Below are 14,082 nucleotides of genomic sequence, written 5' to 3'. Positions count from 1 at the left end.
AGCGCGTTTCAGTCCCCATCGTCGAGCATGTCAGGGCTGAGGTTCGCCTCGGTACCAGGGATGCCGAGCTCGACCGCCCGCCGGTCGGCGGTCGCCAGCAACCGGCGGATCCGGCCCGCCACGGCGTCCTTGGTCAACGGCGGATCGTGCAGCTGGCCGAGCTCTTCGAGGCTGGCCTGCTTGTGCTCCAGCCGGAGCAGTCCCGCGGTGCGCAGGTGCTCGGGCACCTCCTCGCCGAGGATGGTGAGCGCCCGCTCGACCCGCGCGCCGGCGGCTACCGCGGCCCGCGCCGAACGGCGCAGGTTGGCGTCGTCGAAGTTGGCCAGCCGGTTCGCGGACGCCTTGATCTCGCGGCGCATGCGCCGCTCTTCCCAGGTCAGCAGCGTTTCGTGCGCGCCGAGCCGGGTCAGCATGGTGGCGATCGCGTCGCCGTCGCGGATCACCACGCGGTCGATCCCGCGCACCTCCCGCGCCTTCGCCTGGACGCCGAGGCGCCGGGCGGTGCCCACCAGCGCGAGCGCGGCCTCCGATCCGGGGCAGGTGACCTCCAGCGCCATCGACCGGCCCGGTTCGGTCAGCGACCCGTGCGCGAGGAAGGCGCCGCGCCACACCGCGGTGGCGATATCGGGGCCGCCGGAGATCACCGAGGCGGGCAGGCCGCGCACCGGGCGTCCGCGCGCGTCGATGAGACCGGTCTGGCGGGCCAGCGAATCGCCGTTGCGGATCAACCGCACCACGTAGCGCGTGCCACGGCGCAAGCCGCTCGGCGTCACCACCACGAACTCGCAGGTGAAGCCGAACAGGTCGTCGATCGCGGTGCGCAACCGGCGGGCGGCGGCCCCGGTGTCCAAGTCGGCCTCGACCATGATCGCGCCCCCGGCGATGTGCAGGCTTCCGGCGAAACGCAGCAGCGCCGTCACCTCTGCCTTGCGGCAGGCCGGCTTCGTGACCGGCACCGCGGCCAACTCTGCCTTCACCTCTGCGGTCAATGCCATAACGGCCAGCCTACTCATCAGGCCAACGGTCGGCGATGCGTCACCGTGCCATCAGGTCGGCGAAAAGCACAGCGAGACGGTTCACATCATGGCGGGGGCTGCCGTCGAGCGCCCGCACCGGGGCCACGATCAACTCCGCCCCCAAGGCGGCGGCGTAGCGGGCCAACTGCGGATCGTCCTGTGCGAACGACGGATCGCACAGAATCGCCTCCAGCCGCAGCCGCGGCGCATGGTCGGCGAGCACCTCCAGATGATGGGACGCCGTGAAACCGGCCGTCTCATCGGCCGGCACCAGATTGAGGCACAGCACGCGACGAGCCTGGGTGGAGACGATCGCCTCGGCCAGATCCGGGACGAGCAGGTGCGGGATCACCGAGGTGAACCATGAGCCGGGGCCGAGCACCACATGATCGGCGGTGCGGATGGCGTCCAGTGCCTCCGGGCAGGCCGGCGGATCGGCCGGCAGCAGCCGCACCTCATGCACCGCCCCCGGCGAGCCCGCCACGCGCGCCTGTCCGCGCACCTGGCGCAGTTCGTCGGGATGATCGGGATCCAGGCCCGAGATATCCGCCTCGATTTCCAGCGGCACCGCAGCCATCGGCAGCACCCGTCCGCGGACGCCGAGCAGCTTCGCCACCATGTCGAGCCCGGCCACCGGATCGCCCAGCCGCTCCCAGATGCCGGCGATCAGCAGATTGCCGATGGCGTGCCCGGCCAGCGGGCCCTCGCCGCCGAACCGCGACTGCAGCACGTCGGCCCACACCCGGCCTTCGGAGTCGTCGGAGCATAGCGCCGCCAGCGCCATCCGCAGGTCGCCGGGCGGCAGGATGTCGAACTGGTCGCGCAGGCGTCCGGACGAACCGCCGTCATCGGCGACCGTCACCACCGCGGTGAGCCGGTCGGTCACCCGCCGCAGCGCGCGCAGGGACGCCGCCAGACCATGGCCGCCGCCCAGCGCGACGACCGCCGGCGGATCGTCGTGCGGCCCGCTCATTCCATCCCCAGGTCGCGGTGCACGACATGCACGGCCCGGCCGTCGGCGCGCAGACGCGCGGCCAACTCCTCGGTCATCGCCGTCGAGCGGTGCTTGCCTCCCGTGCAGCCGATCGCGACCGTGGCCAGCCGCTTGCCCTCGCGCTCGTAGCCGGGCGCGAGCACGTCGATCATGTTCTTGACCGCCTCCAGCCACGGGTCCGCGGCAGCCTGGCCGAGCACGTAGCCAGACACTGCTTGCGACAGACCGGTCTGCGGGCGCAGCTCGGGGACCCAGTGCGGGTTCGGCAGGAAGCGCACGTCCAGCACGATGTCGGCGTCGACCGGGATGCCGTTCTTGAACCCGAACGACATCAGCGTCAACCGGAGCGCCCGGTCGTCGGGGGTGTTGAACGCGTGCGCGACCCGGTCGGCGAACTGGTGCACGTGCAGATCGGAGGTGTCGACGACCATGTCGGCGGCCGCGCGCAGCGTGGCCAGTAACTCGCGCTCGCGGCGGATGCCGTCCAGCAGCGGGCCGTCCTCCTGCAACGGGTGCGGGCGCCGCACCGACTCCTGGCGGCGGACGATCACCTCATCGGACGCCTCGATGAACAGGATCTGCGGCCAGATGCCGCGCGCGCCCAACTCGTCGAACGCCGCCGGGATGTCTTCGAACTCCGACCGGGTCCGCACGTCGAGCACGACCGCGACCTTGTCGTAGCCCGATTCCCGTGCCACCTCCAGCAGGTTGGGCAGCAGCGTCGGCGGCAGATTGTCCACGACGTACCAGCCCAGGTCCTCCAGCGTGTGGGCGGCGGTACGGCGTCCGGCCCCCGACATTCCGGTGATCGCGACGAAGCGGGTGGTGGGTGCGCTCATGGCGCCATTATGTCGGTTGGATCTCGCCCGTGGCAGTGTTCAGCGCCTCGGTTGCCTCACGCCCTTCGAGCGCCACCTTGACCGCCTCGGCGGTCTTGCGGCCGATGCCGGGCACCAGCGCGATGTCGTCCACCCCGGCGGCGCGCAGTTTGCGCATGCTGCCGAAGTGCGTCAGCAGGGCTTTGCGGCGCAGCTCCCCCAGCCCGGGAACGCCGTCGAGCATGCTGTCGACCATCGTCTTGCTGCGGCGTCCGCGATGATGCGAGATGGCGAACCGGTGCGCCTCGTCGCGGGCCCGCTGCAGCAGGTAGAGACCCTCACTGCTGCGCGGCAGGATCAGCGGATATTCCTCGTTCGGCAGCCAGACCTCCTCCAGCCGCTTGGCCAGCCCGATCAGCGGAATGTCGCCCACGCCGAGCGCGTCCAGCGCCGCCTGCGCCGCCGCCACCTGGGGGGCGCCGCCGTCGACGACGATCAGGCTCGGCTTGTAGGCGAACTTGCGCGCCACCCCTGTGGTGGCGTCGATCAGCACGGCGTCCTCACCGGTGAGCGAGGCCTGGTCGTCGAGATAGCGGCGCATCCGGCGGGTGATCACCTCATGCATCGCGCCCACATCGTTACTGCCCTCGACCGTCCGGATCAGGAAGCGGCGATACTCCGACTTGCGGGCCAGGCCGTCCTCGAAGACGACCATCGAGGCGACCACCTCGGTGCCCTGCAGATGGGAGATGTCGAAGCACTCGATCCGCAGCGGCGGGGTGTCCAGGCCGAGGGCGTCCTGGAGTTCCTCCAGCGCCCGGTTGCGGGTGGACAGATCCGAGGCCCGCTTGGTCTTGTGCAGCGCGAGCGCCTCGGCAGCGTTGCGGGCGACCGTGTCGAGCAGCACCCGTTTGTCACCACGCTGCGGCACGCTCACCTTCACCTTGGTGCCGCGCACCTCGCTGAGCAGATTGGCCAGTGCGTCGCCGGACGCCGGGGAGACCGGCAGCAGCACCTGGCGCGGGATGCCGCCGGAGATCTCGGCGAGGTCGGGATCGGCGTACAACTGCAGGCAGAAGTTCTCGGCCACTTCCTCCAGCGTCGAGTCGTCGGCCCGGTCGGCGACCCAGCCGCGTTCACCGCGCACCCGCCCGTGCCGGACGTGGAACACCTGGATCGCGACTTCCAACTCGTCGGCGGCCAGGGCGATCACATCGGCGTCGGTCGCGTCGCCCAGCACGATGGCGTTCCGTTCGGTGGCCGACTCGAGCGCGGCCAGCTGATCGCGCAGCACGGCGGCCTTCTCGAACTCGAGCTCCTCGGAGGCGGCCAGCATCTGGGTGCGGATCCGGCGGACCAGGTGGTTGGTGTTGCCGGCCAGGAAATCGCAGACGTCCTCGACGATGGCGCGATGATGGTCGGCGTCGATGCGGCCCACGCAGGGCGCCGAACACTTGCCGATGTAGCCGAGCAGGCAGGGGCGTCCGGACGCCGCAGCGTTGCGGAAGGCGCCATTGCTGCACGAGCGCATCGGGAAGACCCGCAGCAGCGAGTCGATCGTGTCGCGGATCGCCCACGCCTGCGCGTACGGCCCGTAGTAGCGGTTGCCCTTGCGCTTGGCGCCCCGGCCCACGAAGACCCGCGGGAACTCGTCGCCCCAGGTGACGCACACCCACGGGTAGGACTTGTCGTCGCGGTACTTGATGTTGAACCGTGGGTCGTACTGCTTGATCCAGGTGTATTCGAGCTGGAGCGACTCCAGTTCGTTCTGCACCACCGTCCACTCCACCTTGGCGGCCGTGCGCACCATCGTCTGGGTGCGGAAGTGCAGGTTGGCCGGGTCGGCGAAATAGGAGTTGAGCCGCTGGCGCAGGTTTTTGGCCTTGCCGACGTAGATGACCGTGCCCGCCGGATCGCTGAAGCGGTAGACACCCGGCTGGGTGGGGATCGTCCCCGGTGCGGGACGGTAGCTCGCCGGATCAGCCATGCTTTCCAGCCTAACGCGAGGGTCCGACCCTTTTCGCGGGCTCCCGTGCCGCGGGGCGGCTCGGCCGCGGGAGTAAATCACTGCACTCGTCTGGGCGGCGGCCTGGACAACATCAGTCCCACTGATCTTTCCGGGAGCACTGCGGCGACGAGTGCAGTGATTTGCTCTCGCCCCGGACTCCTTCTCTCTAGGCTGCTAGGCATGACGCCCGATCGACGCCAGTTCTTCACCACCGCCGGACTCGCCGCCCTCGCCGTCGGCACCGGAGCGATCACCGGCTGCAGCAGCGGCTCGTCGGCGCCCGCAGGACCTGCGACCCTGTCGATCCCGGCGTCGAGCATCCCCGTCGGCGGCGCGCGCATCCTCGACAACGCCAACTTCGTGATCACCCAGCCCGAGGCGGGCGTGTTCAAGGCGTTCAACAAGATGTGCACCCATCAGGGGTGCCCGGTGTCGGAGGTGGTCGGCACCAACCTGCACTGCACCTGCCACGGCGCCAAGTTCTCGATCGCCGACGGTTCGGTCACCCAGGGCCCGGCGACCAAGCCGCTGCGCGAGGCGAAAGCCGTGCTGGAGGGCGAGGACGTCGTCGTCTCAGCGTCCTGAGGACGCCGGTCACTTCTTGCGCGCCCACGCCACGCTGCCTACCCAGACCGCGGCAATCACCACCAGCGTCAGATAGTGGTGCCATGCAACCGCGCTGCCCGCGGAGAGCATCCTGACGATGTCGATGCCCTTGAAGATCAGGATGATCCCGATCAGGATCGGCGCCATCCCACGGTTGCGTGGATCGGACATGTCGAGGACCTCCGTCGTGACCAGTTGCTCCGGGACACCTCCCGGTCGCCCCAAGGTACCGGGTCGGGCTGAGGGTGATCGGACCCTGTTTGTCGAGTGGAGTCCAGCCACTGCGCCCGGCGCCGTCACCTTGACCCGGGTTAGTCACGTTCGCCCGGGTTACTCACGAAGAACAGGGGCGTTGCGACCATGCGCGGGGCAAAACGTACTGCTCAATCTCGGCCGCGCATCAGGAACATCAGTCCGACTGGCGTTTTTCTGGTCGTACCCGAATTGAGCAGTACGTTTTGCTCCGACCAGCGCATCATCGGCAATCTCGGTCTGGGACGATACGGTCACCAGGGAAAGGCCGGGCATGAGCAGCGCGAAACAGTACGCCGATGAGCTCAGCACTCTGCCGAGCGAGCAGTGGCCCTCCTACCTGAACGAGCACAGCGGACTGCCGGGACGTCGCGCCAATCTCACCCTCATGCAGACGGTCGCGGACACCGGACAGCGGGCGATCTTCGACGACCTGATCCGCAGCGGCGAGGAATACCTGGTGTGTTGCGGCGTGGTCGGACTGGGCGCCGCCCTGGCTGAGGGGGACGACGTCGAGGCGGCGCTCCGGCAACACGCGGCCGACCATCGGTGGCGCGTGCGCGAAGCCGTCGCGATGGCGTTGCAGCGTCTCGGCGACGTGGACGCCTCGCGCCTCACCGCGCTCGTGTTCGACTGGGTCGATGATGACCACCCTCTCGTGCAGCGCGCGGCCGTCGCCGGGATCTGCGAGCCTCGGCTGCTCACGAACGACCGAACGGCCACCGCCGCACGACAGGCGTGTCGCCGGGCGACCGATCACCTTGCCGCGCTGCCGCGCGAGCGGCGCACCGACCCGGATGTGCGCACGCTGCGCCAGGCTCTCGGCTACTGCTGGAGCGTGGCCGTGGCCGCCGCCCCCGAGCCCGGGATTCCGGCATTTCTCGCTCTCGGCGATGCCCCCGACGCCGACGTGGCCTGGATCGTGCGCGAGAACCGGAAGAAGAAGCGCCTGGCGAAACTCCTGGACGCCGGGGCCTCGCCCACCTCAGCACTGCGACCAACCGCTGACAGGTGAGAAGGGGTCAGGCGAGCAGGGGCGCCAGGAACTGGCCGGTGTGGCTGGCCGGGTTGGCGGCGACATCCTCGGGGGTGCCGATCGCGACCACCTGGCCGCCGCCGGATCCGCCCTCGGGGCCCATGTCGATCACCCAATCCGAGGTCTTGATCACGTCGAGGTTGTGCTCGATCACGATCACCGAGTTGCCCTGGTCGACGAGGCGTCCGAGCACGCCGAGCAGCTTGTTGATGTCTTCGAAGTGCAGGCCCGTGGTCGGCTCGTCGAGGATGTAGACCGTCTTGCCGGTCGAGCGGCGCTGCAGCTCGGTGGCGAGCTTGACGCGCTGCGCCTCGCCACCGGACAGGGTGGTGGCGGGCTGGCCGAGCCGGACGTAGCCCAGGCCGACGTCGACGAGGGTGTCCATGTAGCGGCGGATCGCGTTGATCGGCGCGAAGAACTCCGCAGCCTCCTCGATCGGCATGTCGAGCACCTCGGCGATCGTCTTGCCCTTGTAGCGCACCTCGAGGGTCTCGCGGTTGTAGCGCGCCCCGTGGCAGACCTCGCAGGGCACGTACACGTCGGGCAGGAAGTTCATCTCGATCTTGATCGTGCCGTCACCGGCGCAGTTCTCGCAGCGCCCGCCCTTGACGTTGAACGAGAACCGGCCCGGCTGGTAGCCGCGCGCCTTCGCCTCGGGGGTCTCGGCGAACAACTTCCGCACCCGGTCGAAGACACCGGTGTAGGTGGCCGGGTTGGACCGCGGCGTCCGGCCGATCGGCGACTGGTCGACGTGAATTGCCTTGTCGACGTGCTCCAGACCGGTGATCTTGCGGTGGTGGCCGGGCACGTCCTTGGCGTTGTACAGGTGCCGCGCCAAGGCCTTGGACAGGATGTGGTTGACCAGCGAGCTCTTGCCCGACCCGGACACGCCGGTGACCGCCACCGCGCAGCCGAGCGGGAACTCGACGGTGACGTCGCGCAGGTTGTTCTCGGTCGCGCCCACCACGATGAGTTTGTTGCCGTTGCCCGGACGCCGCACCGCCGGCACCGGGATGCTGCGGCGTCCGGAGAGGTAGGCGCCCGTCAGCGAGCGCTCGTTGGCGAGCAGTTCGGCGACGGTGCCCGACACCACGACCTCACCGCCGCGCTCGCCGGCGCCGGGACCGATGTCGACCACATGGTCGGCGGTCCGGATCGTGTCTTCGTCGTGCTCGACGACGATGAGCGTGTTGCCCAGGTTGCGCAGCCGCACCAGCGTGTCGATCAGGCGCCGGTTGTCGCGCTGGTGCAGGCCGATGCTCGGCTCGTCCAGCACGTAGAGGACGCCGACCAGACCCGACCCGATCTGGGTCGCCAGCCGGATTCGCTGCGCCTCGCCACCGGACAGGCTGCCAGCCGCACGCGACAAGGTGAGGTAGTCCAGGCCGACATCGAGCAGGAAGCGCAGTCGCTCGTTGATCTCCTTCACCACGCGGTGCGCGATCGCCGCCTCGCGCTCGGTGAGGGTCAGGGTGCGCATGAAGTCGAGGCAGTGCGCGATCGACAGATCGGCCACCTCGGCGATGTTGCGGCCCGCGATCGTTACTGCGAGCGAGGTCGGCTTGAGCCGCGCGCCGCTGCAGCCGTCACAGGGGGCCTCCCGCATGAAGCCGCCGAAACGATCACGGGCATTGTCGCTCTCGGCTTCGGCGAAGCGGCGGCGCACGTACGGCAGCGCGCCCTCGAACGAGGCGTTGTAGCTGGTGGTGCGGCCGTGCCGGTTCGTGTGCGATACCCGCAGCGTGCCGCGGACGCCGTTGAGGATGAGCGCCTGGATCTTGGCGGGCAGATCCTCCCAGGGGGTATCGAGGGAGAAGTCGTACATGTCGGCCAGCGTGCGGAAGATCGTCTGGAAGTAGCCCGACACGTACACCGAACTCCACACGGCGACCGCGTTCTCCGACAGCGACTTGCTGCGGTCGGGGATGACGAGATCGACGTCGACCTCCATCTTCGTGCCCAGCCCCGAACACACCGGGCAGGCACCCCACGGAGCGTTGAAGGAGAACTGCCGGGGCTCCAGCTCCTCCAGCGAGATGTCGTGGTTGTTCGGGCAGGCCATCTTCTCCGAGTAGCGGCGGTGCCGCTTCGGGTCATCGGCCTCACGGTCGACGAACTCGATCTCGACCACACCGGACGCCAGCACGAGCGCCGTCTCGATCGAGTCGGTGAGCCGCTGCTTGATGGTCGGCTTCACCGCGAGCCGGTCGACGACCACCTCAATGTTGTGCCGGATCTGCTTGTCGAGCACCGGCGGGTTGGTCAGCTGGTGGATCTCGCCGTCCACCCGCACCCGGGTGAAGCCTTGGGTCACATAGGACCGCATCAGGTCGACGTGTTCGCCCTTGCGCCCGCGCACCACCGGGGCGAGCACCATGAACCGGGTGCCCTCGTCGAGTTCGAGCAGCCGGTCGACGATCTGCTGCGGCGACTGCTTGCTGATCGGCTCGCCGCATTCGGGACAGTGCGGACGCCCGATGCGCGCGTACAGCAGGCGCAGGTAGTCGTACACCTCGGTGATCGTGCCGACCGTCGAACGCGGGTTGCGGCTGGTCGACTTCTGGTCGATGGCGACCGCCGGGGACAGGCCTTCGATGAAGTCGACGTCCGGCTTGTCCATCTGGCCGAGGAACTGGCGGGCATAGGCCGACAGTGATTCGACGTAGCGACGCTGGCCTTCGGCGAAGATCGTGTCGAACGCCAGCGACGACTTGCCCGACCCGGACAACCCGGTGAAAACGATGAGGGCATCGCGCGGCAGCTCCAGCCCCACGTTGCGCAGATTGTGCTCGCGAGCACCCGCCACGATCAGTCGTTCAGTCACCCGCACCATGGTAGGTGCGGGGTCCGACAGTTTTTTCGCGCACCGCTCACCGCGACCATTGAACGTTCCAGTACGCCCGTTCGTCCCCCCGGCGCACAGGCTTCGGCGTTACTGTTGCCTCATGCTCGCGATCCTCAACCAGGGCCAGGTCGGACCGGTCCGCAAACGCATCGCGATCGCGACCCAAAGTCTGCTGCGTGACACCCTCACCCTCGACGACGCCGACTGGCGGGCCCCGTCGCTGCTTCCCGGCTGGTCACGAGCGCACGTGGCGACCCATGTCGCCCGCAACGCCGACGCCCTGCGCCGGGTGATCGCGGCCGCCCGCAGCGGCGACCCCGCCCCCCTTTACCCGTCGGCGAACACCAAGTACAACGACATCGAACGCGGCGCCGAGCGCAGCGGCATCGACCTCCAGGTCGACCTGGACACCTCGGCCGGCGAACTGGTCAACCTGGCCGACCGGGTCGAGGACTGGCTCACCCCCGTGCGCTTCCTCGGCGGCGAGTTCCCGCTCTCGGTGATCACGCTGGTGCGCCTGCAAGAGCTGACGATTCACCATCTCGACCTCGACTGTGGGTTCACCTGGGAGGACATCGAGCCCGTGCCCGCGCGGTGGCTGCTGCAGTGGATGCTGCTGCTCATGCGCGACGACCCGATGCTGCCCGCCGTCAACCTGGTCTCCGACACCGGTGAGACCGCCGAGATCGGCGGCGTCGGGGTGCCCCGCGAAGTCAGCGGCCCGGACGCCGCCCTGTGGGCCTGGCTGACCGGGCGCACCTCCGGCGACGGCGTCACCGGCGCCGAGGGCATCACGTTCCCGCTCGCGGGCTGACCTTCGCGGTCGTCGGCGGAGCCGTCCCGCTCGGCGGCTGACACCGCGCGCCGGAACGGGTTGGGCCCGAACGCTTGCGGGTGGCGGCGTCCGAGGCGTAGACACAAGCATGGAGATCACCAGCACCGTCGTCGGCCCGATGTCCAACAACGCTTATCTGCTCACCGATTCCGGCGAGGGTCTTCTCGTGGACGCCCCCGCCGACGCTCTCGCTCTGCTCGCGCTGATCGGTGATACCCCGATCGGCACGCTCGTCACCACGCATCGCCACCACGACCACCTCGGCGCCCTCGCGGAGATCGCCTCGCACACCGGCGCGCGTCTGGTCGCCGGCGCACCAGACGCCGCCGCGATCGAGGCCGCCACTGGGGTGAGCATCGACGACCGGGTCTGGGACGGCGACCACGTCCATGTCGGCGCGGTGAGGCTGGAAGTGATCGGTCTGGTCGGGCACACCCCCGGCTCGGTCACCCTCGCCTGGACGCCCGAGCACGGCGCCGCGCACCTGTTCGTCGGCGACTCCCTGTTCCCCGGCGGCGCCGGGAAAACCACCACGCCGGAGGACTTCCGCTCCCTGATGACCGATCTGGAGGCCAAGATCTTCGGCCGCTTCGGCGACGACACCGTGGTGCATCCCGGTCACGGCGACCCAACCACGCTCGGCAAGGAGCGCCCGCACCTGCGGGAGTGGTGGGACCGCGGTTGGTGAGCGGCGCCGGCGCCACGCCACCTCACTTGGTGGCCTCCACGATCTGGCGGATCGTCTTCTTGAGTTCGGCGATCTCGTCGCGCAGGCGCGCGGCCGTCTCGAACTGCAGTTCCCGCGCCGCCTCGTGCATCTGATCGGACAGTTCGTGGACCAGTTTCGCCAACTCCGAGGTAGGCAACGCCGACAGATCGCGTTCACCGCGCTTGGTGGGCACCGGTGAGGTCGGTTTGCCGCCGCCGAACTCGCCGACCACGTTCCAGGTGTCGGCGTCCTCGCGGGCGAGCATGTCGGTGATGTCGGCGATCTTCTTGCGCAGCGGCTGCGGGTCGATGCCGTGCTCGGTGTTGTAGGCGATCTGCTTGGCGCGGCGACGGTTGGTCTCGTCGATGGCGGCCTCCATCGACGGTGTCATCTTGTCGGCGTACATGTGCACCTGGCCGGCGACGTTGCGGGCCGCGCGGCCGATGGTCTGGATCAGTGAGCGCTCCGAGCGCAGGAAGCCCTCCTTGTCGGCGTCCAGGATCGCCACCAGCGACACCTCGGGCAGGTCGAGACCCTCGCGCAGCAGGTTGATCCCGACCAGCACGTCGTACTCGCCCAGGCGCAGCTCGCGCAGCAGCTCGATCCGGCGCAGCGTGTCGACCTCCGAATGCAGGTAGCGGGTGCGGACGCCGTGCTCCATCAGGTAGTCGGTGAGGTCTTCGGCCATCTTCTTGGTCAGCGTGGTGACCAGCACCCGCTCGTTGCGCGCCACCCGCTCGCGGATCTCACCCATCAGGTCGTCGATCTGCCCGGTGGTCGGTTTCACGATCACCTCGGGATCGATCAGGCCGGTCGGGCGGATCACCTGCTCGACGAATCCGTCCGCCTTCGCCTGCTCGTACGGCCCCGGGGTCGCCGACAGGTAGACGGTCTGCCCGATCCGCTCCACGAACTCCTCGAACCGCAGCGGACGGTTGTCCATCGCGCTCGGCAGCCGGAACCCGTGCTCGACCAGGGTGCGCTTGCGGCTCATGTCTCCCTCGTACATGCCGCCGATCTGCGGAATGCTCACGTGCGACTCGTCCACGACGAGCAGGAAGTCTTCGGGAAAGTAGTCGATCAGACAGTTCGGCGGGGTGCCCGGGCCGCGTCCGTCGATGTGCCGGGAGTAGTTCTCGATGCCCGAGCAGGTGCCGATCTGGCGCATCATCTCGATGTCGTAGCCGGTGCGCATCCGCAGCCGCTGCGCCTCCAGCAGCTTGTTGGACGCCTCGAGCTCGCTCAACCGCTCGCCCAGTTCGGTCTCGATGCCACCGATCGCGCGCTCCATCCGCTCGGGGCCTGCCACGTAGTGGGACGCCGGGAAGACGTACACCTCTTCGTCCTCGCTGAGCACCTCGCCGGTGAGCGGGTGCAGCGTGGACAGCGCCTCGATCTCGTCGCCGAAGAACTCCACCCGGACGGCGTTCTCCTCATACATCGGGAAGATCTCCATCGTGTCGCCACGCACCCGGAAGGTGCCGCGGGTCGGCGACAGATCGTTGCGCGCGTACTGGATCGACACCAGCGAGCGGGCGAGGGCGTCCATGTCGTGACTGTCCCCCACTCGCAGCCGGACCATCCGGTCCACGTACTCCTGCGGGGTGCCCAGGCCGTAGATGGCCGACACGGTCGCCACCACGATCACGTCGCGCCTGGTCAGCAGCGAGTTGGTCGCCGAGTGGCGGAGCCGTTCGACCTCCTCGTTGAGCGAGGAGTCCTTCTCGATGTAGGTGTCGGTCTGTGGGACGTACGCCTCGGGCTGGTAGTAGTCGTAATAGCTGACGAAGTACTCCACCGCGTTGTCGGGGAAGAACTGCCGCAGTTCGTTGGCGAACTGCGCCGCCAGGGTCTTGTTGGGCTGCATCACCAGCATCGGGCGCTGCAGCCGCTCGGCCAGCCAGGCCACCGTCGCGGTCTTGCCGGTACCGGTCGCGCCGAGCAGGACGACGTCGTTCTCCCCCGCCTCGATGCGCCGTTCCAGTTCGTCGATGGCGGCCGGCTGGTCGCCGGCCGGCTCGAAGTCCGCGTGCACCTGGAAGGGGGCCACGCGTCGGGTGATGTCACTGACCGGTCGCATGCGTTCAGCTTAGAAGGGGGCTCCGACAATTCTTCTCCACGCAGGTCTGCGCGCGGGGTCGGTCAGTGCGCGACCAGGACGACCTCGACGCCGGCGTCCCGTGCGGCGAGCACCGAGCGGTTCCCAGCCTCCCCGTCGGTCACCAGGACGTCGACCTCGGCGAACGCGGCCACGTTGGTGAGGAAGACCTTGTCGAGCTTGCTCGCGTCCACGCAGACGATGACGCGATCGGACGCCGCGACCGCGGCCCGCTTGGTGGCGGCCTCGCTGACGTTGTAGTCGGAGATGCCCCGTTCGGCGTCCACTCCCGCCACCGACATCACGTAGGTGTCGAGGTTGTAGGCGGTCAGCGACTGCACCGTCGCCGGGCCGATCAGGCTCATCTCGCCCTGGCGTAGCTCCCCGCCGGTGAGGAACACCGAGGTGTCGGGTTCGTCGACCAGTTGCATGGCGACCAGCAGGTTGGGGGTGAGCACGGTCAGCCCGAGCCCGCGCCCGCGGACGGCCTTGGCGACGGCGAGCCCGGTGCTGCCGGTGTCGATCATCACCCGTGATCCGGGCACCAGCAGGTCGGCGACCGCCCGGGCGATATCCGCCTTCTCGCGTGCCTGCGTCATCACGCGCGAGGAGAACGGCGGCTCGTAGCCGTTGCCCCCGCGGATGCTCATCATCCCGCCCGGCACCCGGCGGACACGGCCCTGCGCCTCGAGCGCCTCGACGTCCCGGCGGATCGTCATCTCGGACACGCCGAACATCGCGGCGGCGTCCGCGAACCCGAGTTCGCCCCCTTCGGCGACACGGTCGGCGAGCAGGAGCCGTCGCTGTTGCCTGTTCACACCGCGCACTCTAGCGGCGCGCCGCCGATGGCGCTCACGAAGCGCCC

Annotated in this window: 11 protein-coding genes and 1 pseudogene; 4 read left to right on the top strand and 8 right to left on the bottom strand. The window is 69.1% G+C overall.

What is annotated here, in order from left to right; translation table 11 throughout:
- Nucleotides 1-8: 8 nt before the first annotated feature.
- The 4 genes from whiA to uvrC are packed head-to-tail and all read right to left on the bottom strand — an operon-like array spanning nt 9 to nt 4,815.
- On the bottom strand, nt 9-995 hold the full coding sequence (gene whiA, locus QM708_RS13050; protein ID WP_415109264.1) for a DNA-binding protein WhiA: 987 nt from the start codon (nt 993-995) through the stop codon (nt 9-11).
- Nucleotides 996-1,035: 40 nt separating this feature from the next.
- Entirely contained in the window at nt 1,036-1,989 is a 954-nt protein-coding gene (locus QM708_RS13045; protein WP_415109261.1) for a gluconeogenesis factor YvcK family protein, read from the bottom strand.
- A complete protein-coding gene (gene rapZ, locus QM708_RS13040) occupies nt 1,986-2,849 on the bottom strand; it encodes an RNase adapter RapZ (protein ID WP_415109258.1) in 864 nt (287 codons plus the stop codon). The genes QM708_RS13045 and rapZ overlap by 4 nt, the downstream gene beginning before the upstream one ends.
- Nucleotides 2,850-2,856: 7 nt before the next feature.
- Nucleotides 2,857-4,815 (bottom strand): excinuclease ABC subunit UvrC, encoded by a 1,959-nt coding sequence (gene uvrC, locus QM708_RS13035; protein ID WP_415109255.1) that lies wholly within the window; start codon nt 4,813-4,815, stop codon nt 2,857-2,859.
- A 201-nt stretch (nt 4,816-5,016) separates the two neighbouring features.
- On the opposite strand from uvrC, the gene QM708_RS13030 reads away from it, so the two are divergent.
- Nucleotides 5,017-5,421 (top strand): Rieske (2Fe-2S) protein, encoded by a 405-nt coding sequence (locus tag QM708_RS13030; RefSeq protein ID WP_415109252.1) that lies wholly within the window; start codon nt 5,017-5,019, stop codon nt 5,419-5,421.
- A 9-nt stretch (nt 5,422-5,430) separates the two neighbouring features.
- On the opposite strand, the gene QM708_RS13025 is transcribed toward QM708_RS13030, so the two are convergent.
- Complete coding sequence (locus tag QM708_RS13025) at nt 5,431-5,613, bottom strand: hypothetical protein (protein ID WP_415109249.1); 183 nt, start codon at nt 5,611-5,613, stop codon at nt 5,431-5,433.
- Nucleotides 5,614-5,968: 355 nt separating this feature from the next.
- On the opposite strand from QM708_RS13025, the gene QM708_RS13020 reads away from it, so the two are divergent.
- Nucleotides 5,969-6,709 (top strand): HEAT repeat domain-containing protein, encoded by a 741-nt coding sequence (locus tag QM708_RS13020; RefSeq protein ID WP_415109246.1) that lies wholly within the window; start codon nt 5,969-5,971, stop codon nt 6,707-6,709.
- 10 nt (nt 6,710-6,719) lie between these two features.
- On the opposite strand, the pseudogene uvrA reads toward QM708_RS13020, so the two are convergent.
- Nucleotides 6,720-9,563 (bottom strand): annotated as a pseudogene (gene uvrA, locus QM708_RS13015) (excinuclease ABC subunit UvrA); the annotation flags it as partial.
- A 112-nt stretch (nt 9,564-9,675) separates the two neighbouring features.
- Between uvrA and QM708_RS13010 the strand changes: the two are divergent.
- Together QM708_RS13010 and QM708_RS13005 are read left to right on the top strand one after the other, a co-directional pair.
- Complete coding sequence (locus QM708_RS13010; RefSeq protein ID WP_415109243.1) at nt 9,676-10,389, top strand: maleylpyruvate isomerase family mycothiol-dependent enzyme; 714 nt, start codon at nt 9,676-9,678, stop codon at nt 10,387-10,389.
- A gap of 109 nt (nt 10,390-10,498) precedes the next feature.
- Entirely contained in the window at nt 10,499-11,098 is a 600-nt protein-coding gene (locus QM708_RS13005; protein ID WP_415109240.1) for an MBL fold metallo-hydrolase, read from the top strand.
- A 22-nt stretch (nt 11,099-11,120) separates the two neighbouring features.
- On the opposite strand, the gene uvrB is transcribed toward QM708_RS13005, so the two are convergent.
- Nucleotides 11,121-13,199: an excinuclease ABC subunit UvrB gene (gene uvrB / locus QM708_RS13000; protein ID WP_415109237.1), complete on the bottom strand. Its 2,079-nt coding sequence runs from the start codon at nt 13,197-13,199 to the stop codon at nt 11,121-11,123.
- 62 nt (nt 13,200-13,261) lie between these two features.
- The gene (locus QM708_RS12995; protein ID WP_415109234.1) at nt 13,262-14,035 is read right to left on the bottom strand and encodes a DeoR/GlpR family DNA-binding transcription regulator; all 774 of its coding nucleotides are present in this window, start codon (nt 14,033-14,035) and stop codon (nt 13,262-13,264) included.
- Between the last annotated feature and the right edge of the window lie 47 nt (nt 14,036-14,082).

The organism is Propioniciclava sp. (assembly GCF_047602245.1).
Classification (GTDB): Bacteria; Actinomycetota; Actinomycetes; order Propionibacteriales; family Propionibacteriaceae; genus Propioniciclava.
The sequence above is the reverse complement of the archived record's forward strand: the minus strand, read 5'-3'. Positions and strand labels throughout refer to the sequence as shown.

What these genes read in the sequence shown, in the direction of transcription:
- whiA (WP_415109264.1), bottom strand. Translation starts at nt 995, where the DNA reads ATGGCATTGACCGCAGAGGTGAAGGCAGAGTTGGCCGCGGTGCCGGTC.
- QM708_RS13045 (WP_415109261.1), bottom strand. Translation starts at nt 1,989, where the DNA reads ATGAGCGGGCCGCACGACGATCCGCCGGCGGTCGTCGCGCTGGGCGGC.
- rapZ (WP_415109258.1), bottom strand. Translation starts at nt 2,849, where the DNA reads ATGAGCGCACCCACCACCCGCTTCGTCGCGATCACCGGAATGTCGGGG.
- uvrC (WP_415109255.1), bottom strand. Translation starts at nt 4,815, where the DNA reads ATGGCTGATCCGGCGAGCTACCGTCCCGCACCGGGGACGATCCCCACC.
- QM708_RS13030 (WP_415109252.1), top strand. Translation starts at nt 5,017, where the DNA reads ATGACGCCCGATCGACGCCAGTTCTTCACCACCGCCGGACTCGCCGCC.
- QM708_RS13025 (WP_415109249.1), bottom strand. Translation starts at nt 5,613, where the DNA reads ATGTCCGATCCACGCAACCGTGGGATGGCGCCGATCCTGATCGGGATC.
- QM708_RS13020 (WP_415109246.1), top strand. Translation starts at nt 5,969, where the DNA reads ATGAGCAGCGCGAAACAGTACGCCGATGAGCTCAGCACTCTGCCGAGC.
- QM708_RS13010 (WP_415109243.1), top strand. Translation starts at nt 9,676, where the DNA reads ATGCTCGCGATCCTCAACCAGGGCCAGGTCGGACCGGTCCGCAAACGC.
- QM708_RS13005 (WP_415109240.1), top strand. Translation starts at nt 10,499, where the DNA reads ATGGAGATCACCAGCACCGTCGTCGGCCCGATGTCCAACAACGCTTAT.
- uvrB (WP_415109237.1), bottom strand. Translation starts at nt 13,199, where the DNA reads ATGCGACCGGTCAGTGACATCACCCGACGCGTGGCCCCCTTCCAGGTG.